Origin of the sequence: Rhizobium sp. YTU87027, assembly GCF_050644135.1 — a bacterium.
Classification (GTDB): Bacteria; Pseudomonadota; Alphaproteobacteria; order Rhizobiales; family Rhizobiaceae; genus Rhizobium.
Genome location: NZ_CP098441.1, coordinates 179,830 through 200,190, shown reverse-complemented (window position 1 = coordinate 200,190; position 20,361 = coordinate 179,830). Strand labels below are relative to the sequence as shown.

Here is a 20,361-nt window from a genome sequence, read left to right as displayed (position 1 = left end):
AGCCGGAAAGCTTCGCTACTCTCTTTTCCAACAACAGGGGAACTCCAATGTCATTTTCCGATTACAAAACGGCACTCGTGACCGGAGCATCCTCGGGGATTGGTGCTGCGGTCGTTGAACGGCTCCGGCGCGAGAACCTCGAAGTGCATGCAGTGGCCCGCAGCGCAGCGGCGCTCGAGGAACTGGCCGCGCGCACCGGCTGCATTCCCCACGCGATCGACGTCACCGATCGCGTCGCGCTCGCCAAACTCGCCGGCGAAGTAGAATTCGACATCCTGGTGAACAATGCCGGCGTCGACCGGCCGAAGAAGTTCCTTGAAGCGGAGGATGGTGACATCGACCTCCTGGTCGACGTCAATCTGCGCGCGGTCCTCCATCTCTGCCGGCTGATCGTGCCGGGCATGGCTGCACGCGACCGCGGCCATGTCGTCAACATCTCGTCGATTGCCGGCCTCTACAATTTCGGCGGCAATTCCACCTATCACGCGACCAAGGCCGGCGTCAGCATGCTGTCGAACCAGTTGCGAATCGATACGTTCGGCAAGCGGGTTCGGGTGACGGAGATCTGCCCCGGCCGTGTCGCAACCGACATCTTCAGCCACGTGCACGGCAATGATCCGTCGGTGCGGGAACGCTTCATCGACGGTTTCGAGCTGCCGCAGGCCTCTGACATTGCTGACGCCATTGCCTTCGCGCTTGCCGCACCCATTGCCGTCAATATCGGTCACATGGAAATCACCCCGACGCTCCAGGTGATGGGCGGCCTGCAGACGGCGCGTCCGCAGGCGAAGGAGCCGCAGCCGTGAAGGGCTTCGATCTCGCCGACATCCTCGCCAATCCGGAATATGTTGCCATGCTCGTGCACGGCATCGAGATGACCTTCGTCATCGCCATCTCATCCTGGCTGCTGGCGATGAGTCTTGCCCTGCTGCTGCTCGCCATCCGTTTTGCTCCTGGCCGCATCGGCAATTCGGTCGTGGCAGCCTACGTTTCCTATCACCGCAACGTGCCGACGCTTGTGCAATTGATGCTCTGGTATTTCGGCATCTACACAGTCTTGCCTTCAGGGCTGTCCGACTGGCTTTCTGCCCATTCGGCGGAGATGATCTTCGCGATCATCGGACTCGGCCTCTGCCAGGCGGCCTATTTCAGCGAGGATCTGCGCTCGGGCCTGCGTTCGGTCAATCCGGGCCAGATGGAAGCAGCGCGCGCGCTTGGCCACGGCTACGTCTCGGCCATGCGCTTCGTGCTGATCCCGCAGGGCGTGCGCAACGCGCTGCCAGCCCTCGTCAACCACAGCGTGTCGCTCTTCAAGAACAGCAGCCTTGCCATCGTGATCGGCGCCCCGGAACTCAGTCATGCCATCAAGGAGATCGACAATCTTAGCTTCCGTACGTTCGAGATCTACCTGATCGGCACGCTTCTTTATCTCTTCTTCTCGCTGATCATCATGGCCACCGGCGCCTACGTCACTTGGCGGGCCGATCCCGCGAATGGAGCCAGACGATGATCCACGACCTGATCGCCATCATCGACGAATACTGGCTGCTGCTGCTCATCGGGCAATATCCGAACGGACCGCTCGGCGGCCTTGCCAATACGCTGATCCTCTCGGCCTTGAGCATCGCAATCGCCTTTCCGTTCGCCATCCTGCTCGCCTTCGCGCGCCTTTCGACGTATCGGATGCTGCGTTGGCCGGTGACGGTGCTGGTCTATGTGACGCGCGGCGTGCCTTTGTTGATGCTGGTGCTGTGGAGCTATTTTCTCGTGCCGCTGCTGACGGGTGCCGACGTGCCGAGCTTTTACACCATGCTCGCCACCCTCGTCGTCTACCAGGGCGCGTTCCTCAGCGAAATCATCCGCGCCGGCATCGTCGCCTTGGGGCAGGGGCAGATGGATGCGGCCCGCGCCCTTGGCCACAGCTACTTCGGCGCGATGCGCTACGTCATACTGCCGCAGGCACTCTACAACATGATCCCGAGCATGCTGTCGACCTTCGTGGCAACGATCAAGGACACGACGCTCGGTTACGTCATTAATGTGCCGGACCTGACCTTTGCCGCCAGCCAGGTCAACAACCAGCTCCTCACGCAGCCCTTCCAGGTCTTCCTGATCCTCGCGCTGACCTACTACGTGATCTGCTGGTCGCTCACCGCGCTCACCAATGTCATCGAGCGGCGGATCACGCGCCGGCGCGCCGGGCTTGCCTCGAAGCGCCGCCAACTTGCGATTTCCCTGACACCCAATGCGACGGAGCAGCCATGACCGCTTCACTATCCACATCCGGGAAGGATCAGACGATCCGGCTTGCCGATGTCCGCAAGAGCTACGGCGACTATGACGTGCTGAAAGGAATCGACGCCGCGGTTTCGCGCGGCGAAGTGGTCGTCATCTGCGGCCCGTCGGGCTCGGGCAAGTCAACGCTGATCCGCACCGTGAACCGACTGGAGGAGATCAACAGCGGCTCGATCTTCTTCGAGGGGCAGGACGTCCATGCGCCGATGAGTGGCCGGGAGTTGAACCGCCTGCGCAGCCGCATCGGCTTTGTCTTCCAGAGCTTCAACCTCTTCCCGCATCTTTCCGCCGTCGACAACATCGCCATGTCGCCGGTCCGCGTGAAGGGTATCGCGCCCGGCGAAGCGCATGAAAAGGCCCTGAAGCTCCTCGATCGCGTCGGCCTTCGCGAAAAGGCTGACTCCTATCCGGCGCAACTGTCCGGCGGTCAGCAGCAGCGCGTGGCGATTGCCCGGGCGCTCGCGATGGAGCCGCCTGTCATGCTCTTCGACGAGCCGACCAGCGCGCTCGACCCGGAAATGGTTGGCGAAGTCCTGAACGTGATGAAGTCGCTGGCGGCCGAAGGCATGACCATGATGTGCGTCACACACGAAATGGGCTTTGCCCGCGACGTCGCCGACCGCATCTGGTTCATCGACGGCGGCCAGATCATCGAAACGGCGACGCCAGACGAATTTTTCAAAAGCCCGAAGCATCCCCGCGCGCAGCGGTTCCTCGCAGACCTGCGTCACTAATACCAACCACGAAGGAGAACAGTTATGAAGTGCAGGCATCTCATCCTTTCGGCGACAGTCGCGGCGGCCGCGCTCGCCGGCCCGGTCAAGGCCGATCAGCTCAACGACATCATGACGAACAAGACGCTGCGTTGCGCGACCTTCGCCGACGTGCCGCCATTCGCTTCACCCGATGCGAAGACGCGCGAAATGGTCGGCTTCGACGTCGACCTGTGCGGCGCGATCGCCCGTGAACTTGGTGTAAAGGCCGAGATCAAGCCGGTTTCGGTCGAAGCCCGCGTTCCCGAAGTCAAGCTGGGTCGCGTCGACATCACCGTCGCAAACCTCGCCTATACCAAGAGCCGTGCCGAGCAGATCCAGTTCAGCGATCCTTATTACCTCGCCAAGGAAATGCTGATCGTTCCTGCAGATGACCCCGGCAAATCGAAATCAGACTATGTCGGGCAGCGCATCGCATCCACCAAGGGCTCGACCTCGGAAATGTCCATCAAGCTCAACAAGTCCGAACCACTGACCTTCCAGGACACCGCCTCGGCCTATCTGGCCGCCCAGCAGGGCAAGGCGCGCGGCATGGTCGCCAACACCATGACGACGACCAAGCTCGTTAATGAATCGAAGACCAAGGGCAAGGAGATGCGCATGATCCCCGAGCCCATGTTGTTCCAGCCGATCGGCATCGGCATGGCAAAGGACCAGCCGGCGCTGACGGCCAAGATCAACGAGGTGCTCCACAAGCTTGATGACAGCGGCGAGATCAACAAGATCTGGGACAAGTGGCTCGGCCCGGACACCGAGTACAAGATGACCCGCACCGATAAGGTCGCGCCTCTCTCCGAACTGAAGTTCGACCCGATCCCCTGACGGAAGGGCATAGCTGACCGTTTTCCGAAGCAACTCAGCGGCGGGCTTTACGCCCGCCGCGACGTCCAACCGTGGGAAAAATCATGACGCATATCAAGAAAATGCCCGTCCGCCCGCCTGCCGCCGAGATCGACGCGCTCGCCAAATTCTCGCCAGCAACCATTCACGAGGCGCAGGGGCGCCGCGGGGCGATCTCCTCCCGCATCAAGCCTGTCGACTACCGCATGAAGTTATGCGGCCCGGCTTTCACCGTGCGCTGTGCGCCACGCGACAACATCATGCTTCAACTCGCAATCAATTATGCCCGGCCCGGTGACATTATCGTCGTCTCGGCGGGTGAATACGAGGAGGCGGGCTCCTTCGGCGACGTGCTCGCCAATGCCTGCCTTGCAAAGGGTATCGGCGGACTGGTGACGGACAGTGGCGTGCGCGACACGCTGCAACTGCGGGAACTCGGTTTTCCGGTCTTCTCGCTCAGCGTCTGCATCAAGGGGACCGTCAAGGAGACCCTGACGTCCACCAACGATCCTATCGTCGTTGGCGGAGAACTGATCCATCCCGGCGACATCATCGTCGGCGATGCCGACGGACTGGTCGTCGTCCGCCAGGAAGAGGCACGCGAAGTGGCCCGTCTCTCCCAGGCGCGTGAAGAGGCAGAGGCAGAATACATCGCCGCCTACAAGGCGGGTAAATCGGTGATCGAAGTCAGCAAGCTGGACGCGGTGCTGAAGGCAAAGGGCCTTATCGTCGAGGTGTAGCCGGCGAGCCCTGGGGGACTGTCAGAGGACAAAATCATGAGCAAAATAGAGCTGTTGCAAGTCGGCCCTTATCCTGCGTGGGACGAGGAACGGTTGAATACGACCTTCACCATGCACCGCTATTTCGAGGCGTCGGACAAGGCGGCATTCCTCGCCACGTACGGCGCCGGCATTCGCGGCATCGCCACACGCGGCGAGCTTGGGGCCAACCGCGCCATGATCGAGGCGCTGCCGAAGCTGGAGATCATCTCGGTCTACGGCGTCGGCTTCGACGCGGTGGACCTTGCAGCGGCGCGCGAACGCAGCATCCGCGTCACCAATACGCCCGATGTGCTCACCAAGGATGTCGCCGATCTCGGCGTCGCCATGTTGCTTGCGCAGGCACGCGGCGTGATTGGCGGCGAAAGTTGGGTCAAGAACGGCGACTGGGCGAGGAAGGGCCTCTATCCGTTGAAGACCAGCGTGCACGGCAAGCGCGTCGGTATCCTCGGCCTCGGCCGCATTGGCTTCGAGGTGGCAAAACGCCTTGCCGGGTTCGAGATGGACATCGCCTACAGCGATACCGGCCCGAAGGATTACGCAAGGGACTGGGCTTTCATCGCCGATCCAGTGGAGCTTGCGGCCCGCTCCGATTTCCTCTTCGTCACGCTTGCCGCTTCCGCCGAGACGCGCCACATCGTCGGCCGCAAGGTCATCGAGGCGCTTGGAGAGGAGGGGATGTTGATCAACATCTCGCGCGCCTCTAACATCGACGAAGAGGCTCTGCTCGATGCACTGGAAAAGAAGACCCTGGGCTCGGCAGCGCTCGACGTTTTCGAGGGCGAGCCGAACCTGAACCCGCGCTTCCTTGCGCTCGACAACGTGCTCTTACAGCCGCATATGGCATCCGGCACGGTTGAGACCCGCAAGGCGATGGGCGCGCTGGTCTTCGCCAACCTGTCGGCCCATTTCCAGGGCCGGCCGCTGCCAACCCCGGTTCTGTGAGGGCCACGATGAAAGCAATTGTCATCCATGCGGCAAAGGACCTCCGCATCGAAGACCGGGAGCCGGAAAAGCCCGGTCCTGGCGAGGTGGAGATCCGCCTTGCCGCCGGCGGAATCTGCGGCTCTGACCTGCACTACTACAATCACGGCGGCTTCGGCACGGTCCGCCTGAAGGAGCCCATGATCCTTGGCCATGAAGTTGCGGGCCATGTCGCGGCGCTCGGCGATGGCGTTTCGGACCTTGCCGTCGGCGACCTCGTCGCCGTCTCTCCCTCGCGCCCCTGCGGCGCCTGCGACTATTGCCTCAAGGGCCTGCCCAATCATTGCTTCAATATGCGCTTTTATGGCTCTGCCATGCCCTTCCCTCATATCCAGGGTGCCTTCCGTGAACGGCTCGTCGCCAAGGCCAGCCAGTGCGTGAAGGCGGACGGCCTTAGCGCCGGAGAGGCGGCGATGGCCGAACCGCTCTCGGTGACGCTGCATGCCACTCGTCGCGCCGGCGAGATGCTCGGCAAGCGCGTGCTCGTGACCGGCTGCGGGCCGATCGGTACCTTGTCGATCCTTGCTGCCCGCCGGGCTGGCGCCGGCGAAATCGTCGCGGCCGATATTTCGGAAAAGGCGCTCGGCTTTGCCCGCAAGGTCGGCGCCGACCGCACGATCAACCTGTCGGAAGACCGGGACGGCCTTGCCGCCTACAGCCAGAACAAGGGCTATTTCGATGTCCTCTATGAATGCTCCGGCGCCGCGCCGGCCCTCGTTGCCGGTATCCAGGCTCTGCGCCCACGCGGGGTGATCGTCCAACTCGGCCTCGGCGGTGAAATGAGCCTTCCGATGATGGCGATCACGGCGAAGGAACTCGACCTGCGCGGCTCCTTCCGCTTCCATGAAGAGTTTTCCGTCGCCGTCAGGCTGATGCAGGGCGGCCTGATCGACGTCAAACCGCTGATCACCCATACGCTGTCGCTCGCCGATGCCCTGAAGGCCTTCGAGATTGCCTCGGACAAGGGGCAGTCGATGAAGACGCAGATCGCATTCGCCTGAGGAAGGACCCATGAGCATTCAACTTTTCGACCTGACGGGCAGGCGTGCCCTCGTCACCGGCTCCTCGCAAGGCATCGGCTATGCGCTGGCAAAAGGTCTTGCGGGCGGTGGTGCCGAGATCGTCCTCAACGGCCGCGACGAGGTGAAGCTGAAGGCGGCGGCCAAAAGCCTTGGCGTGAAGCACACGCTCGCCTTCGACGCCACGGATCATGAGGCGGTGCGCAAGGCTGTCGACGACTTCGAGGCGGAAGTCGGCGCCATCGACATCCTTGTCAACAATGCCGGCATGCAACACCGCACGCCGCTGGAAGATTTTCCGGCCGATGCCTTCGAGCGATTGCTGAAGACCAACATCTCCACGGTGTTCAATGTCGGCCAGGCGGTTGCCCGCCACATGATCAAACGCGGCAGCGGCAAGATCATCAATATCGCCAGTGTCCAGACCGCGCTTGCCCGCCCCGGCATCGCGCCTTACACGGCGACCAAGGGTGCGGTCGGCAACCTGACCAAAGGCATGGCGACGGACTGGGCGAAGTACGGTCTGCAATGCAACGCCATCGCCCCGGGCTATTTCGACACGCCGCTGAACGCCGCCCTCGTCGCCGATCCGGCTTTCTCAGCCTGGTTGGAAAAGCGCACCCCGGCCGGCCGCTGGGGCAAGGTGGAGGAACTGGTCGGCGCCTGCATCTTCCTCTCCTCCGACGCTTCCTCCTTCGTGAACGGACATGTGCTCTATGTCGACGGCGGCATCACGGCTTCGCTCTGAGGTGTCCCGGCGCATTGTCCTGATGGGCGTCGCGGGTTCGGGAAAATCCGCCGTGGGTGCGGTGCTTGCCGCTCGTCTGAGTGCGATCTACCTTGACGGCGACGACCTGCATCCGCCCGAAAAAATCGCCAAGATGAGCCGCGGCGAGCCGTTGACGGACGAAGACCGTAAGCCATGGCTTACCCTTGTCGGCCAAAGGCTCGCAGAACCGCATGGCAGCCTCATCGTCGGCTGTTCGGCGTTGAAGCGTCGCTACCGCGACCATATACGCGCGCAGACGCTTGGACCTGTCATCTTCGTCCATCTCGCCGGCAGACAGGAGCTGATCGCAGCCCGCATGGGCGCCCGCTCGGGCCACTTCATGCCGATGAGCCTCATCGACAGCCAGTTCGCAGCGCTCGAACCGCCGGAAGCGGACGAAAACGCAATCACCGTCGACATCGACAATACGATCGAAGCGGTTGTTGCCGCCATCGCAGCCAAGCTGGAAGATCTTCCGTCGTAGCGACGCGGCTCCGCGCACGCGGCCGGGAAATTATTTCGGTCGCGAGATGTGGCCGGATAGGTTCCGAGCCATTTCCTGTCTCATTCCAATCAACGCGCCGAACCCATTGCCTGGCTCTATCGAAGTTCGAATAGACGCCAGCGAAGCATGGGCAGCTTCGAGTAACAGAAATAGATTCCACCGGCCCCCAGCAGGGCCAGCACGACGAGGAGGAGTGCAAGGGTTATCATGGAAATCGTCCGCAGGTTTTGACAATGGTCGAGCTGGACGGCCCGGTCGCAAAAAGGGCGCCGCGCCGACGTCGTGCTCTCATGTCAGAGGGATGGTCCGTTCAATTGATGGTTTCGGAGGGTAACAGTATTCCGTAACTGGGATCGATCCATGTGAGTTCGTCCTTGATTTCAGAGACGCCGGCAACGTTCTCTGCCGCCACCCGCGCCGCGGCTCTAACACGCTCGTCCATGATTGTCCCGCTTAAGGTGACAACTCCACCCTCGACACCGACGTGGATGAGTCCGTTACGCGCCCATTGCTGGGTTCGTAGCTCCGCCTCGACATTCGATCGGATTGTCTGGTCGTCAATCGGAAACACGCAGACCGTGCGGGTCTGCCTGAGTGGCTTCAGAAAATCCTTCGTCGTGACAATCCCGACGAGGTGGCCTCCCACAACGACGGGCAGCCGCTTTACCCGCGTTTGCTCCATCAATTCGGCGGCTTCGGCCAAGGTGGCATACGGCGACACCGTGACGAGCGACCGGGACATGACTTCGCAGACCCTCCTGCCGTTTGCATTCACGTACTCGTCGGCGACCTTGCCGGGGCTCGTGAGAAGCTGGAGCCACCAGGACCGGCGCTTCTCGGTTTGCACTTCTGCGCGTCGCAAAAGATCGGTGTCGCTGATCACGCCGACCAGTGCCCCCTTGCGATCAACAACGGGTAGTCCGCTTATGCGGTGGGTCAGCATCAGTTCGGCGGCGTCGATGACGGTTGCTGCTTCATCAATAACGATGACGTTGTCTGTCATGATGTCGCTTATGCGCATTGTCTCACCCCTATGAGGAGCTGGCGCCTGTGCCATGAGATTGGCGCGAACTCGGCGTACTTGCTTCAGGTGGCAGCCCATTCGAGTCTGAAGGGCCGAACGCCAGTTCGCCGTCATCTGCGATCATCGCGTTCCTCACATTCGAATTCGATGAATATTAGCCCGTCACGGAAGACGTTCATTGACGCAGCGCAAATTAGTCGAAATCCAAGCCGAACGGCCGAGCATGGGTTAGAAGGCGCTGACTGTCAGCAACACACAAAACCCAAACAAGGCCGCAGACCCACATCTTCTGGCGACGAGCGGCATTTCGTCGGCGTTTCCGAGCACGGCGCGGCCGATCGACAGCCATATGCACGAGGCTCCAGTTGCGGCGATCAGGAACGCGGTCAGGACGTCGAAAGCGATGATACCCCGGGGTGGCAGCATCGTGAGCGCGATGATGATCGCTTTCGGATTGAGGAGCGTCGTCGTCACAAGCTGCCTGACGCCCAGCAGGGATGGATCGACCTTGCCTAGTACGCCCCACAGCTTCAACGCGAGATAAAACACCCATGTGGCTGACGCTAGCTTGACGCCTTGGGATACGGCGGGGTGATGTTGAAGGAAAGGACCGGCGAATGAGGAAATAGGCAGGATGACGGCGAGATAGGACAGTAGAACCGCGGCCACCAGCACGCCCATACGCGACAGTGTCAGCCCGAGCGAGGTCATTGCCAGGATTGCGTTCGTCGGACCAGGCAAAACCAGAAGCGCGAAAACACTAACTGCAAACGCGAAAATATCCATTCGGAAATCCTTGAACAGTTTCCGCGCTCTCTTGCACGCTTTCCGCCGGCTGTATTTGACCTAAATCATTTATCGAGGAGCCTTTCCTCTTTTGTTCGCTTCATACGATCGAACCGGAGGTGCTGCAATGCCTCGCTTGATCTGGTTTATCCTCACCCGTTTCATAACAGGATTTGCGCTCGGCTGTGCGACGGGTCTCCTGATCTGGAACATTTATATCTGCGGCTCTGAGCACGGAATGGCGTTATCAGGTTCCCTCATCGCTCAAGGCTTCTTTACCTATCTGTTTGCCAGCACGATGGGCATAGGCTACATGTCAACGGCGCTCTGGATCGAAGAACTCTAAGGGGGCGTGACATCCAATTTCTGTTGTCCATAATGGCTCGACGAAGTCTGGAGCCATAACAGCCCTGCATTGGCTTTACGGTGACGAGAGCCGGTGGCAACGCTCATTCGATACCGAACCGGGACTACCCTCACGACAGCGATCGCGCCTGGTTAATGACCGACTCTCGCTTCACGAACGTACTACTTCGTGCGGCTACTGGTGGCCGCCCCCCAGTCCAAGGCGCTCACAGCATGCCGACGGCGCCAACGCCGCACGTCTTCTGCAGTCAGTTCCAGGGGGCGAGCGAGGTTTCCGTCGGGGCACTTGTCGAGCGCAATGTCGCGAAAGATCTGGATGCACTCGAAGAAACGTTCGGCCGTGGCTCGGGGAGGCGATGCGACGCTCAGGATCCCTCTCCTCGTCACCGTCACTGGCATTGGCACTGGCCAAGATTTCCGGTCCTCCACACTGAGGACGAACGACCCTTTTCGACTGAGCGGATCGAATGCGACAACCCCCACACTCCCTGCGATGAACTCACTCATCGGCAAAGCCCCCGCCTTGCCGTAGTGATGGATATTCCACGGCAGATCTGTTGAAACCGTGGTTATGCCAAGCGTCTGCGTGGGAGAGAAATGCCTCCAACGTCTGTGGTTCTCCGGCGATAGGCGCGGCGGAACCAATGAATTCCAAGATGTCGATGCGCCGGTTCTTATTCCTATTGTCCATCACAGTGACCCCGCCGATGCTTGAGGCAGCCTGGTCGCAGCATCGCGCAAATCCGATCGGTTATAGGAGAACGCCCTCAATAACTGCGAACCGAGACGCGCCTGCTCGGCCATGTCGTCGAAAATCATTGCCGCCTCTTCGATTTCGCCCTGATCGGTCGCCGGACCGAACTGATCCAGTTCCATCAGCAGTTCCATCAGCGTGGTGACCTTCATGCGCTGCCGCACCGCCGACAGGAAGAGCTCGGCGACGACGGCCGCGCGCTCTTTGGGCCGCAAGTTGAGCAAGACTTCCCCGACGACCGACGAGCAGCCACAGTCGAGGTCTGGCCTTTTCGCAAAGGCCTTGATCTGGCGCAGGGCGGACCGCGTGCGCGCATCGGCGGCGGCGACGCCGGCCTTTTGATGTCCTGTAGTCATCGAGCCAATCCTTCTGCGTTTCTAAGCCGCGCTATCCATTCTGCTCCGGCGCGACCGTGGTGGAATCCGTTGGAGAGCGGGAGGTCGGGATGAATGTCTCGAAGCCTGAAGGCTGCTTGTTCGGATCCGATGCTGCTATCGAGCAGGTCGCGGTATACGCTCGCAACGGCGCCCATGTCGCAGCTTTGGGGAGACAGTCTCAGCGACCGGATGCCCAGGGATAGCGTTTCTCCGGGCTCGTCGAGGAGCGCCTGACAGGAGTGCGAGACGGTCTGCACGCCGTTGAGAGCAAGAAAGGGTTGCCCGGAAAGGGTATTCACCGGCAGCCCGTCGGGGTCTTCTTGGCAGACAAACTGGCAGTTGTCCTTGGTACGGCCCTTTGATCTGGCATGAGCGCAGCGCGCCGAGATCGCGAGCGGGATCCGGCCGAATGCAAAGAGTTCGAAACCAACCTCGGGGCAGGATTTCGTGATCTCGGCGACCGACGCCGCCGGCAATTCCGGTGGCAGGCAGATTTCTCTGGCTCCGTTTCGCACCAGGACCTTTGCGGCCGCACCATTATAGACGTTGACGAAAGGTCCGATGGCATGGGACCGGCCCTTCAGCACCTGCAGTGCAGACAGGTCGTTTGCTTCGACCATCCGCGTATCGTCGTGCGCAAGCGATCGCTGGTAGCTCGCTTCCCGATCGAGTGTCACCACGGCGAGGGTCGAGAGCCTTACCTCCTTGCCTGCGGCTTCAAGCCGCTCGACCACCGCTGCGAACTCGGACTCCATGAAATGGAGCCGCTTCGAGCACACTGTCTCCCCGAGCACGACGACGTCGACCGGCGCTTCGTCGGCGATCTGAAAATAGAAGTCACGCCAGCGGGCGGTCGGCCAGAGGTAGAGCAGGGGACCGAGCGTCAATTTAAGGGAGGACGTCATCCGATCATCTCCAGCGTTTCTCGTAAGCGCCATGGGTCGTTTGCTGGCCTTCGCTCAATGCTTTCAAACGGCTCATCAAAGCGGCGCGCTCAGGCGGGGCAGCATTCAGCGTCGCGCGGAGAGTAGAAACGACCTCCGATATGTACGCCTTGCCGCGCTGGCGCCCTTCGACCTTCAGCGCTTTCACCCCGGCTGCACGCAGCTCGTCGAGCTGATCCATCACGTCAAGCGACACGGGATCCTCGAAAGCGTAGGTCTTGCTTTCTTCGATTTCGAAGCGTCCCTTGCACAATGTCGGGTAGCCTGTCGGCTCGTTCGCCGAGAACCTGTTGATCGTGAAACTGCCGAGCTCCGACATCATGTCGCTGCCCGCCTGGCGATACCTGACGTGGCTGGCCGGCGAGCAGACGCCATTCATGTTTGGGGACTTCCCGGTGGCGTAGGAAGAGAGCGAGCAACGGCCCTCCGCCATGACGCAAAGACCGCCGAAGACGAAAACTTCGAGCTCGCAACCCACACGCCGGGAAATACGGGCAATGTCCGATATGGTAAGGGTTCTCGGTAGAACGACGCGCTGGGCGTTGAAGCTCTCGACGAGGTAGATGAGTGCGTCCGGGTTGGAGGCTGACGCCTGAACGGAAATGTGCAGACGCTGTTGCGGGAGCCGTTCCGCCACGTGAGCCATAAGGCCAAAATCGGCGACGATCAGAGCGTCCGCACCCGCATCCGTCGCTTCGTGTGCTCGCCGATACCAGAGATCCTCTTTGCCAGCGGTCATGAAAGTGTTCAGTGCAACGAACGTCTTCACATTGCGCGCTCGCGCATACCCGATCGCTTCACGAAGCTCGGAAAGATCGAAGTTCAATCCTGGGAAATTGCGTGCATTCGTCTCGTCACGAAAGCCGCAGTAGACGGCATCGGCGCCTGCCTCGACGGCTTCACGGAACGAGGAGGGGGTTCCTGCAGGGCAAATCAGCTCCATGCGACACCGTGCGCCTTGAGGGCCTGTCGTCTGATCGATGAGAGGAGCGCCGACACCGAAGACTTCAGTGGCCCGGAAAAGCTCCCGACCGTATTCGCCAGATCGATCTCGCTGTCATCGAGTGCGTTTCGAAGCGCCAGGATTGCCTCCATGTCTCCGCTCACAGCAAGCTTGCGTGCAAAGAAGATGGCGTCTCCATCGACGCGCCCTTCCGCAAGGGCCAGCATGAGGAACAAAGGGCCGGTGATCGTTGCGTCAGTGGCAAGTGCGGCGCCTCGCCGAACTGTTTGGATGTCGCGTGAACTCGGTCGGATGGAGAATGCGAAGGGAAGATCGGTAGGGACAAATCCGAAACGGGACTGGCTATATTCTCCCAGCCGGTCGAACAAATTGGGGTGGGTTTTGAGAACCTGCTGGAAGAGCATGGATGCGATGCGCGCTGCGATCGGCAACGGCACCATATGCACTGGGGCCATCAGGCGGTGTAAGGCAAGCATTGAGGCCTCTTCAATTGGACGAGGCATCCTAGGGTCAATTGCACCGCCGCTATTTGATCTGTGACAAAGACAGCGCTTGTTTCCTCATTGATTGCATCGTCAATGCGCAATGACGATTTCAAAATTCAACGGCACAGCGACTTGCAGTCTTTTCTGCGGGAGCTCGAACAGCGCCGACAGCTCGTTGTCGTGAACGAGCCAGTTTCCCTCGTTCACGAAATGACCGCGCTGCATCAAAAGGTTCTCAGTGAGAACGGCCCGGCGCTTCTCTTCAAGAAACCGATCGATGCAGATGGCCGGTGTTCTCCAGTGCCGGTCGTTGCAAACCTCTTCGGCACCCGGGAACGCATCGAGCTGGGGTTTGGTCTTGAGGAAGGCGGGCTGGAGCGTTTGGGGGATGAACTCGCGCGGATGCAGCGTCCCGAGCCACCGAAGTCGCTCTCCGATGCCTGGAGCAAACTCCCCATGCTGAAGGCAGCCATCAGCATGCGGCCGCGACATCGACGAGCAGCGCTGTCCCAGGAAGTCGTCCACCGGGGGAAGGATATCGATCTTGGAATGCTCCCGGTGCAATGGTGCTGGCCGGGTGAGCCTGCTCCGCTCATCACATGGCCCTTGGTGATCACACAAAGCCCTGACGACCCGAGCGACGTCAACGTCGGCATTTACCGTATGCAGGTTCGAGATCCGGCCTCGCTGATTGTCCGGTGGCTTGCCCATCGCGGCGGGGCCAAGCACCATCGACAGTGGCAGCGAAAGGGATTGGACATGCCGATCGCGATCGCGATCGGGGCAGACCCTGCCACTTTGCTTGCGGGCGTCATTCCGCTTCCAGAAGGTATGAGCGAGCTCAATTTCGCCGGTCTTCTTCGGGGAGCAAGGACGGAAGTCAGCAAGGCAGTTACGGTTCCGCTTCGGGTGCCGGCGAACGCCGAAATCATCCTTGAGGGCGTCGTGTCCGCCGAGGAGACGGCACCGGAAGGGCCTTACGGCGATCACACCGGCTACTACAACTCGGTCGAATCCTTTCCCGTCGTGCGATTGTCCGCGATCACGACCAGGTGTTCGCCGGTCTATCTCTCGACGTATACAGGTCGCCCGCCCGACGAACCCTCGCGCCTGGGCGAGGCAATGATCGAGCTTTTCATCCCGATAGCAAGGCGCCAGTTTCCCGAAATAGTGGATCTGTGGCTGCCTCCGGAAGCCTGCTCGTACCGTGCAGCCGTCGTTTCGATCGACAAGAGGTATCCGGGGCAGGCTCGCCGGGTCATGATGGGCCTCTGGGGGATGCTTTCCCAGTTCAATTACACCAAGCTCATAATCGTCGTCGATCCCGACATCTGCGTGCGTAGCTGGGAAGACGTCATGTGGGCGGTGTCCACTCGTTTCGACGCTGCCAGAGACCTCGTCGTCATCGAAAACACCCCCATCGACTATCTGGACTTTGCTTCGCCCAAGGCCGGATTGGGAACCAAGATGGGGATCGACGCGACCAACAAGATCGCGGCTGAGACCGAAAGGGAATGGGGCCGCGAGCTTCGGATGCCGGATGAACTGACTCAGAAGGCGTCGGCAATGTGGGAAAGGATCAAGCATGACATCATCGGATGAACGCCTCAATGTGGTTCTCGCAGTCACTGGAGCCTCAGGTGCAGCGCTCGGAGTGGCCGTATTGGACCAACTTGCTGATATCGGCGTTCAGGTTCATCTGGTCGTGTCGGACGGTGGCAAGCGAACGCTCGCCCACGAGGTCGGGACCGAGGCTCACGGCAAGATGCTGATCAAGGCCCACCGGCATTACGACAACAGGAACATTGGAGCGGCAATTGCCAGCGGCTCCTTTCCAGTCGCGGGTATGATCATCGCGCCGTGTTCGATGAAAAGTCTCGCAGCCATCTCGACCGGTCTTTCAGACAGCCTGGTGGCACGCGCTGCCGATGTCCAGCTGAAGGAGCGTCGTCGCCTTGTTCTCATGACCCGCGAGACGCCCCTGCACCTGGGACACCTGCGAAACATGACGTCAGCGACGGAAATGGGGGCAATTGTGATGCCTCCGGTCCCCACGTTTTACAACCGGCCTCAGTCTGTCGAAGACATTGTCGATCACCTCGCCCGCCGGGCTATCGATTTGCTGGGGCTACCGGTCCCCCGCCTCACGACCGCGTGGCAGGGAGAATCAAACGCTCGCTCAGCCGATGACAGCCAGGGGGTCCGCGCCGAAAAGCATGCTGTGACCGCCGCCCAAAAGTAACCAGGCGACTGTTAAGCCAGCGAGAACTGCGGCGAGCAGAAGGGCCCGGTCGACCGCTGGCCGCGCCCCTCGAAGGAAGGCTGCGAGTGGCCAGATTGACGTTTGTGCGGACAAGAGCGCCCAGTCTTTGCCGAGCCGTCGCTTTGCCCGCTTCTCGGCCATCGGAATAGAGCCCAGAGCGAATGCCCCGAATCCGCCGAACAACAGCACCGACCGCAAGTCGCCGTTGGCGACCAGGTGTCCGATCGCCCAGAGCGCAAAGCCCCATAGAACCGGATGTCTCGTGATCCTGGTGACCGCTCCAAGATCGGCCCCGGAGCGAACGGAAACCGACAGCGGGTTCCCACTCAGCAGTCCGGCCAGCACCAGGAAGATGCCCAAGGGCGCGAGGACGAACGTGACGCCCGCATGCCATGGCCGGAGCGCCCAGAGTGGAATGTAGTCAAGGGATAACGCGGCTGCGAAGACCCAGACCAGCACAATCGTTGAAACCAGGGAATAGGCGACAAAATAGGTCGGTCTGCCGACGCGCGCTATGATGCCGGCGCGGATCGCCGGAACCGCCGGGACGGAGTGGAGGATTAGGAAAACCGCGAATGCGGAGACGAATGCGATCATGACGACCTCCTTTTCGGAGGCATTCGTAGCAGATGCACGCCGCGGTTATTTTGATCAGGGTCAAGCAGTCATGCAACTTGAACCCACCGGTAGAAGTCAGGAGCCGGTCCGCGTTGCGCTTCGCGAGGCATTGATCGCAATCGTTGGTCAACGCTCGCAGGATTTCAGAGGCCTTTGCCAAACCGGGGCACGGCGTGGGCGAGGTGAGACCTCACTGCCGCGTTACCCGTCATTGCGCCAGCGCAAAGATCTGGCCCTTTTCCCTGATAAAGGTGACGCGATTAGTCATCTTTAAGGGATCGTCGTCATGTCTCGTGCCTCCTGCCTTTGTTTCGCTCCAATCCTTTATGCGGCGATGCCTCTCGTCCTGCACGCCGCCGAATATCCAATCGGCGCGCCAAAGGTCTCTTCAGGCATGGAGGTCGCGGCAGTCTATCTGCAACCGATCGAGATGGATCCTCCCGGCATGATGCTGCCGGCCGATCAGTCGGATATTCATCTGGAAGCCGACGTACACGCGACCGAGACCAACATGAACGGGTTCGCGGAAGGCGACTGGGTGCCCAGTCTTCACATCGAATACAGCGTCAAGAACAACGATACCGGAAAAGAGGAAGCCGGCGCGCTTGAAGCCATGGTAGCCAGCGACGGACCGCACTACGGCGACAATGTGAAACTTTCGGGTCCCGGCCGCTATACGTTGGCGCTGACCGTCCACCCCGGCGGGCATGGAGAAATGGCACTTGGTCGCCATGTCGACAAGGAAACCGGCGTCGCGCCCTGGCCTGAGGCGTTTACACTGAACTACGAGTTTGTCTTCGCCGGCGTTGGGAAGAAGGGGGGCTACTAATGAGCCAACTGGCTTTCCTGTCCTTCTTCGCCGGTTTTGTGCTTCTTGCGGCGACGCTTCCAGCAACGGCAGATCAGGAATACCCAACATTCGAGGTGCACTTCAGCAATGGTATCGTATCGCCGTCCGTGATCGAGGTGCCGGCCAACAGTCGCTTCAAGTTGGAACTCCGCAACGAGGGCTCCACTCCCATCGAGTTTGAAAGCACCGCGCTGCGCAAGGAAAAGGTGCTCGCGCCGGGGGCCTCGAGTTTCATAGTCTTCCACCCACTGGATCCCGGAAACTACGCTTTCTTCGATGATTTCCATCTGGACATGCCCCCTGCGAGGATTGTCGCCAGATGACCCTCAGCATGTCTGCGCAATCCTTCCAGATCGCGTTCGTGGTCTGGCGGGAATCTTTTGAAGCGCTTCTCGTCGTCGGCATCTTGGTGACTTGGTCCTTGAAGCGCGCGCCCGACAAGGGCCGCCTGGCCTTGCGCGCGATTGCTGCAGGCGTCGTATGCGGGCTGGTGCTCGCAATTGCGCTTGCGGCTTTGACCACCTATGCCGCAAGCGCATTCAACGGCCAGGTCGAGGACATCGTTCAGATGCTCATAGCCTTGTCGGCCTGCCTTCTTATCGTAAGAATGGCATTTTGGATGCGTCGCATCGAGAAGGGCGCCATCGGCGGCCTGTCTGCCCAGGCGACGGCTCGCGCCAGCGGCCAAGATTGGCTCGGCCTTGTTGCGCTAACGGCACTTGCCGTGGCGCGGGAGGGTGCGGAGACGGTCCTGTTTCTTTATGGCATACTCTCATCGACAGAGGTCAATCTTGGACGTGGCGTCTTGCCCGCAGCTACAGGCCTGCTGCTGGCTGCGGCCACCTATTGGTCCTTCAAGCTTGGTTCTGTCGGGATACCGAAGAGGATATTTCTTGGCGCCAGCCAAGGCCTGCTGCTGGCCCTGGGAAGCGGTCTCATGATGACCGCTATCGACAAGGCGATTTCCATTGAACTCGTCTCCCCACTGTCCGCGCCCCTATGGAATTCCAGTTGGCTTCTCGACGACTCCAGCGGATTTGGCGCGTTTCTGGCCGGCGTCATCGGTTATCGCTCGCGACCGGAGCTGTTGCCGATCTTTGGAATGACAATCTACTGGGCAACGGCCTCCTTTGCCTTTGTCCGACCAATGCACTCAAGGCTTTCGGCATGATCCCAACCAGAGCGAGGACTGACACGCTGGTCGCAGGCGTCGGAGATCTGCTTGTGCGCCACAAGGCGTTCATCCGGCGCCTGCAGTGGACGACGATTGTCCTTTACGTTGCTCTCCTCGTGCTGCCCGTGTTTTTGCCGCTTCCCACGAGCCGGGACTTCATGTGGAATAACCTCACGCGCTTCGCGCAATTCGTCTTCTGGGGAATCTGGTGGCCGTTCGTGATCCTCGGAACCGCTCTGATCGGGCGGTTCTGGTGTGGCCTTCTATGCCCTGAAGGAGCGCTTTCGGAGTTCGCTAGCGAAAGAGGGGCGGGAAGGGCGATCCCGAGCTGGATGAAGTGGTCGGGTTGGCCGGTCGTGTCGTTTATCTCGACGACTATCTATGGCCAACTTACAAGCATCTATCAGTATCCCAAGCCCGCCGCATTGTTGCTGGGCGGATCCACTTTGGTCGCGATGGTCGTCGGTGCGCGCTATGGCAAGGCCAAGCGGGTCTGGTGCCGGTTCTTATGCCCAGTGAGCGGCGTCTTTGGCCTCGTAAGCAAGATCGCGCCCTTGCATTTCAAGGTGGAATCCGAAGTCTGGAGGCGGCCCGCAACACAGGTTGGCGCGATTTCCGCCGTCAACTGCGCTCCCCTGATACCGATCAAAACGATGCAGGGCGGTTCGGCCTGCCACATGTGCGGACGGTGCAGCGGTCACAGGGGCGCTATCCGGCTTGCATGGCGAAGGCCTGCCAGTGATATCGTGTACGGTTCGGGGAGGGCCGCCACACGCTTCGAGACGTTTCTGATCGTACCGGTGCTGCTCGGCCTCGTGCCAGCCGCGCTCCACTGGTCCAGCAGCAGCCTGTTTCTGTTCATCAGACAATGGCTGGCCGAGCTGTGTGTAAGCGCGCACTGGATCTGGCCGCTTTCGGGTCGCCTGCCTTGGTGGGTGCTGACAAACTATCCGTCGGCAAGCGACGTTATGACGGTCATAGATGGCCTGTCGCTGCTGGTGTTGATCGCAATGTCTGGCGTGCTGGCGTCTTTCATATTCATTGTCGCGCTCGTCGCTTGCTCCCTCGTCCTTGGCCGGCGGAGCCGTGTCATCCACCATCTTGCGCAGGCACTGATTCCGGTGGCGGCGGCCTCGCTCTTTTGCGGCTTGCTGTCATTGACGATCACGCAGCTCCACTCCGATGGCATCGATCTGCCGTTTATCGACCGAGGCCGCGGGATCATCGTACTCCTTGCCGGCGCCTGGTCGGTGGCAATAGCCAGTCGGATAGCGGCACTGTACACCGCAAGTCTCCGGCGCCGAGCGCTCGCGACGACGCTTATGGCTATTCCGACGATTGCGTTCTCATGGGGATGGCTCGTCGTCTTCCTACCCTAGCGCGGCGACTTTCAAAAATCTCGAGACCAATCCAAACCAAAGGCGCGCGATGCAGGCAACTGGCAACGCTATGCCGATGGCCGGGTGACTATGAAGAGAGCGCACGGCATCATCACCGTTGCAATAACAGATGTCACCAAGAGGTTGGGTGCAGCTACCCAAAGTATAATTCCAAAGCTCAATCCCATGGATGTGACTGCAGCAAGCTTAGCCTTGAAAGGAATGGCGCGATTGCGACGCCATGCCTTTATCGGTTTGCCCAGCGTCGGATGCGACAGGAGCCACGTTTCAAATCGAGGCGACGTGCGAGCGAAAATGCCCACTGACAGCAGGAGAAATGGAGTCGTCGGCAAAAGTGGCAGGAAGGTACCGACACAGCCCAATAAGACGGAAGCCCACGCAACCACGATCAG

General features: G+C 60.6%; 25 protein-coding genes. 17 read left to right on the top strand and 8 right to left on the bottom strand.

Annotated elements, in window-relative coordinates; all coding sequences use genetic code 11:
- Window positions 1-47: 47 nt before the first annotated feature.
- From NBG89_RS19780 to NBG89_RS19735, 10 genes are all read left to right on the top strand, one after another.
- Entirely contained in the window at window positions 48-806 is a 759-nt protein-coding gene (locus tag NBG89_RS19780; protein ID WP_431323836.1) for an SDR family oxidoreductase, read from the top strand.
- Complete coding sequence (locus NBG89_RS19775; protein ID WP_431323835.1) at window positions 803-1,510, top strand: amino acid ABC transporter permease; 708 nt, start codon at window positions 803-805, stop codon at window positions 1,508-1,510. The genes NBG89_RS19780 and NBG89_RS19775 overlap by 4 nt, the downstream gene beginning before the upstream one ends.
- Window positions 1,507-2,265 carry an amino acid ABC transporter permease gene (locus tag NBG89_RS19770; RefSeq protein WP_431323834.1) on the top strand — a complete coding sequence of 253 codons (759 nt, stop codon included), beginning with the start codon at window positions 1,507-1,509 and terminating at the stop codon, window positions 2,263-2,265. The genes NBG89_RS19775 and NBG89_RS19770 overlap by 4 nt, the downstream gene beginning before the upstream one ends.
- Window positions 2,262-3,029 carry an amino acid ABC transporter ATP-binding protein gene (locus NBG89_RS19765; RefSeq protein WP_431323833.1) on the top strand — a complete coding sequence of 256 codons (768 nt, stop codon included), beginning with the start codon at window positions 2,262-2,264 and terminating at the stop codon, window positions 3,027-3,029. Before NBG89_RS19770 ends, NBG89_RS19765 begins: the two co-directional genes overlap by 4 nt.
- A gap of 24 nt (window positions 3,030-3,053) precedes the next feature.
- A complete protein-coding gene (locus NBG89_RS19760) occupies window positions 3,054-3,890 on the top strand; it encodes an ABC transporter substrate-binding protein (RefSeq protein WP_431323832.1) in 837 nt (278 codons plus the stop codon).
- Window positions 3,891-3,973: 83 nt separating this feature from the next.
- Window positions 3,974-4,648, top strand: a complete 675-nt coding sequence (locus tag NBG89_RS19755; RefSeq protein WP_431323831.1) for a 4-carboxy-4-hydroxy-2-oxoadipate aldolase/oxaloacetate decarboxylase — start codon at window positions 3,974-3,976, stop codon at window positions 4,646-4,648.
- Window positions 4,649-4,684: 36 nt separating this feature from the next.
- Window positions 4,685-5,632 (top strand): 2-hydroxyacid dehydrogenase, encoded by a 948-nt coding sequence (locus NBG89_RS19750; RefSeq protein ID WP_431323830.1) that lies wholly within the window; start codon window positions 4,685-4,687, stop codon window positions 5,630-5,632.
- An 8-nt stretch (window positions 5,633-5,640) separates the two neighbouring features.
- Complete coding sequence (locus NBG89_RS19745; RefSeq protein WP_431323829.1) at window positions 5,641-6,672, top strand: L-idonate 5-dehydrogenase; 1,032 nt, start codon at window positions 5,641-5,643, stop codon at window positions 6,670-6,672.
- Window positions 6,673-6,682: 10 nt separating this feature from the next.
- The gene (locus NBG89_RS19740) at window positions 6,683-7,438 is read left to right on the top strand and encodes an SDR family oxidoreductase (RefSeq protein WP_431323828.1); all 756 of its coding nucleotides are present in this window, start codon (window positions 6,683-6,685) and stop codon (window positions 7,436-7,438) included.
- Window positions 7,407-7,943, top strand: coding sequence for a gluconokinase (locus NBG89_RS19735; protein ID WP_431323827.1), 537 nt, complete (start codon window positions 7,407-7,409; stop codon window positions 7,941-7,943). The genes NBG89_RS19740 and NBG89_RS19735 overlap by 32 nt, the downstream gene beginning before the upstream one ends.
- 331 nt (window positions 7,944-8,274) lie before the next feature.
- On the opposite strand, the gene NBG89_RS19730 is transcribed toward NBG89_RS19735, so the two are convergent.
- Entirely contained in the window at window positions 8,275-8,967 is a 693-nt protein-coding gene (locus NBG89_RS19730; protein ID WP_431323826.1) for a CBS domain-containing protein, read from the bottom strand.
- A gap of 249 nt (window positions 8,968-9,216) precedes the next feature.
- Window positions 9,217-9,774, bottom strand: a complete 558-nt coding sequence (locus NBG89_RS19725) for a threonine transporter RhtB (RefSeq protein ID WP_431323825.1) — start codon at window positions 9,772-9,774, stop codon at window positions 9,217-9,219.
- Window positions 9,775-9,901: 127 nt separating this feature from the next.
- Here NBG89_RS19725 and NBG89_RS19720 point away from each other — a divergent pair, with 127 nt between their 5' ends.
- A complete protein-coding gene (locus NBG89_RS19720) occupies window positions 9,902-10,120 on the top strand; it encodes a hypothetical protein (RefSeq protein ID WP_431323824.1) in 219 nt (72 codons plus the stop codon).
- A gap of 710 nt (window positions 10,121-10,830) precedes the next feature.
- Here the strand turns inward: NBG89_RS19720 and NBG89_RS19715 are convergent.
- Genes NBG89_RS19715 through ubiT form a run of 4 tightly spaced genes read right to left on the bottom strand, consistent with a single transcriptional unit; the run spans window position 10,831 to window position 13,655 of the window.
- Window positions 10,831-11,250, bottom strand: a complete 420-nt coding sequence (locus NBG89_RS19715; protein ID WP_431323823.1) for a hypothetical protein — start codon at window positions 11,248-11,250, stop codon at window positions 10,831-10,833.
- Window positions 11,247-12,176, bottom strand: a complete 930-nt coding sequence (gene ubiV, locus NBG89_RS19710; protein WP_431323822.1) for a ubiquinone anaerobic biosynthesis protein UbiV — start codon at window positions 12,174-12,176, stop codon at window positions 11,247-11,249. The genes NBG89_RS19715 and ubiV overlap by 4 nt, the downstream gene beginning before the upstream one ends.
- Window positions 12,177-12,180: 4 nt before the next feature.
- The gene (gene ubiU / locus NBG89_RS19705) at window positions 12,181-13,158 is read right to left on the bottom strand and encodes a ubiquinone anaerobic biosynthesis protein UbiU (RefSeq protein ID WP_431323821.1); all 978 of its coding nucleotides are present in this window, start codon (window positions 13,156-13,158) and stop codon (window positions 12,181-12,183) included.
- A complete protein-coding gene (gene ubiT / locus NBG89_RS19700) occupies window positions 13,149-13,655 on the bottom strand; it encodes a ubiquinone anaerobic biosynthesis accessory factor UbiT (RefSeq protein ID WP_431323820.1) in 507 nt (168 codons plus the stop codon). Before ubiT ends, ubiU begins: the two co-directional genes overlap by 10 nt.
- A gap of 102 nt (window positions 13,656-13,757) precedes the next feature.
- Here ubiT and NBG89_RS19695 point away from each other — a divergent pair, with 102 nt between their 5' ends.
- Together NBG89_RS19695 and NBG89_RS19690 are read left to right on the top strand one after the other, a co-directional pair.
- The gene (locus NBG89_RS19695) at window positions 13,758-15,266 is read left to right on the top strand and encodes a UbiD family decarboxylase (RefSeq protein ID WP_431323819.1); all 1,509 of its coding nucleotides are present in this window, start codon (window positions 13,758-13,760) and stop codon (window positions 15,264-15,266) included.
- Window positions 15,250-15,906, top strand: a complete 657-nt coding sequence (locus tag NBG89_RS19690) for a UbiX family flavin prenyltransferase (protein WP_431323818.1) — start codon at window positions 15,250-15,252, stop codon at window positions 15,904-15,906. The genes NBG89_RS19695 and NBG89_RS19690 overlap by 17 nt, the downstream gene beginning before the upstream one ends.
- On the opposite strand, the gene NBG89_RS19685 is transcribed toward NBG89_RS19690, so the two are convergent.
- A complete protein-coding gene (locus NBG89_RS19685) occupies window positions 15,844-16,524 on the bottom strand; it encodes an NnrU family protein (RefSeq protein ID WP_431323817.1) in 681 nt (226 codons plus the stop codon). The genes NBG89_RS19690 and NBG89_RS19685 overlap by 63 nt on opposite strands.
- Before the next feature lie 307 nt (window positions 16,525-16,831).
- On the opposite strand from NBG89_RS19685, the gene NBG89_RS19680 reads away from it, so the two are divergent.
- From NBG89_RS19680 to NBG89_RS19665, 4 genes are read left to right on the top strand one after another with little or no spacing between them, the layout of a single operon-like run.
- Complete coding sequence (locus NBG89_RS19680) at window positions 16,832-17,374, top strand: iron transporter (RefSeq protein ID WP_431323816.1); 543 nt, start codon at window positions 16,832-16,834, stop codon at window positions 17,372-17,374.
- A complete protein-coding gene (locus NBG89_RS19675) occupies window positions 17,374-17,718 on the top strand; it encodes a cupredoxin domain-containing protein (RefSeq protein ID WP_431323815.1) in 345 nt (114 codons plus the stop codon). Before NBG89_RS19680 ends, NBG89_RS19675 begins: the two co-directional genes overlap by 1 nt.
- Window positions 17,715-18,566 (top strand): FTR1 family iron permease, encoded by an 852-nt coding sequence (locus NBG89_RS19670; RefSeq protein ID WP_431323814.1) that lies wholly within the window; start codon window positions 17,715-17,717, stop codon window positions 18,564-18,566. The genes NBG89_RS19675 and NBG89_RS19670 overlap by 4 nt, the downstream gene beginning before the upstream one ends.
- Window positions 18,563-19,948: a 4Fe-4S binding protein gene (locus NBG89_RS19665; protein WP_431323813.1), complete on the top strand. Its 1,386-nt coding sequence runs from the start codon at window positions 18,563-18,565 to the stop codon at window positions 19,946-19,948. Before NBG89_RS19670 ends, NBG89_RS19665 begins: the two co-directional genes overlap by 4 nt.
- A 68-nt stretch (window positions 19,949-20,016) precedes the next feature.
- On the opposite strand, the gene NBG89_RS19660 is transcribed toward NBG89_RS19665, so the two are convergent.
- Entirely contained in the window at window positions 20,017-20,355 is a 339-nt protein-coding gene (locus NBG89_RS19660; protein WP_431324584.1) for a YbaN family protein, read from the bottom strand.
- Window positions 20,356-20,361 lie beyond the last annotated feature (6 nt).

Coding starts and splice junctions, on each gene's coding strand:
- NBG89_RS19780 (WP_431323836.1), top strand. CDS start 48: ATGTCATTTTCCGATTACAAAACGGCACTCGTGACCGGAGCATCCTCG.
- NBG89_RS19770 (WP_431323834.1), top strand. CDS start 1,507: ATGATCCACGACCTGATCGCCATCATCGACGAATACTGGCTGCTGCTG.
- NBG89_RS19765 (WP_431323833.1), top strand. CDS start 2,262: ATGACCGCTTCACTATCCACATCCGGGAAGGATCAGACGATCCGGCTT.
- NBG89_RS19760 (WP_431323832.1), top strand. CDS start 3,054: ATGAAGTGCAGGCATCTCATCCTTTCGGCGACAGTCGCGGCGGCCGCG.
- NBG89_RS19755 (WP_431323831.1), top strand. CDS start 3,974: ATGACGCATATCAAGAAAATGCCCGTCCGCCCGCCTGCCGCCGAGATC.
- NBG89_RS19750 (WP_431323830.1), top strand. CDS start 4,685: ATGAGCAAAATAGAGCTGTTGCAAGTCGGCCCTTATCCTGCGTGGGAC.
- NBG89_RS19745 (WP_431323829.1), top strand. CDS start 5,641: ATGAAAGCAATTGTCATCCATGCGGCAAAGGACCTCCGCATCGAAGAC.
- NBG89_RS19740 (WP_431323828.1), top strand. CDS start 6,683: ATGAGCATTCAACTTTTCGACCTGACGGGCAGGCGTGCCCTCGTCACC.
- NBG89_RS19735 (WP_431323827.1), top strand. CDS start 7,407: ATGTCGACGGCGGCATCACGGCTTCGCTCTGAGGTGTCCCGGCGCATT.
- NBG89_RS19730 (WP_431323826.1), bottom strand. CDS start 8,967: ATGACAGACAACGTCATCGTTATTGATGAAGCAGCAACCGTCATCGAC.
- NBG89_RS19725 (WP_431323825.1), bottom strand. CDS start 9,774: ATGGATATTTTCGCGTTTGCAGTTAGTGTTTTCGCGCTTCTGGTTTTG.
- NBG89_RS19720 (WP_431323824.1), top strand. CDS start 9,902: ATGCCTCGCTTGATCTGGTTTATCCTCACCCGTTTCATAACAGGATTT.
- NBG89_RS19715 (WP_431323823.1), bottom strand. CDS start 11,250: ATGACTACAGGACATCAAAAGGCCGGCGTCGCCGCCGCCGATGCGCGC.
- ubiV (WP_431323822.1), bottom strand. CDS start 12,176: ATGACGTCCTCCCTTAAATTGACGCTCGGTCCCCTGCTCTACCTCTGG.
- ubiU (WP_431323821.1), bottom strand. CDS start 13,158: ATGGAGCTGATTTGCCCTGCAGGAACCCCCTCCTCGTTCCGTGAAGCC.
- ubiT (WP_431323820.1), bottom strand. CDS start 13,655: ATGCTTGCCTTACACCGCCTGATGGCCCCAGTGCATATGGTGCCGTTG.
- NBG89_RS19695 (WP_431323819.1), top strand. CDS start 13,758: ATGCGCAATGACGATTTCAAAATTCAACGGCACAGCGACTTGCAGTCT.
- NBG89_RS19690 (WP_431323818.1), top strand. CDS start 15,250: ATGACATCATCGGATGAACGCCTCAATGTGGTTCTCGCAGTCACTGGA.
- NBG89_RS19685 (WP_431323817.1), bottom strand. CDS start 16,524: ATGATCGCATTCGTCTCCGCATTCGCGGTTTTCCTAATCCTCCACTCC.
- NBG89_RS19680 (WP_431323816.1), top strand. CDS start 16,832: ATGTCTCGTGCCTCCTGCCTTTGTTTCGCTCCAATCCTTTATGCGGCG.
- NBG89_RS19675 (WP_431323815.1), top strand. CDS start 17,374: ATGAGCCAACTGGCTTTCCTGTCCTTCTTCGCCGGTTTTGTGCTTCTT.
- NBG89_RS19670 (WP_431323814.1), top strand. CDS start 17,715: ATGACCCTCAGCATGTCTGCGCAATCCTTCCAGATCGCGTTCGTGGTC.
- NBG89_RS19665 (WP_431323813.1), top strand. CDS start 18,563: ATGATCCCAACCAGAGCGAGGACTGACACGCTGGTCGCAGGCGTCGGA.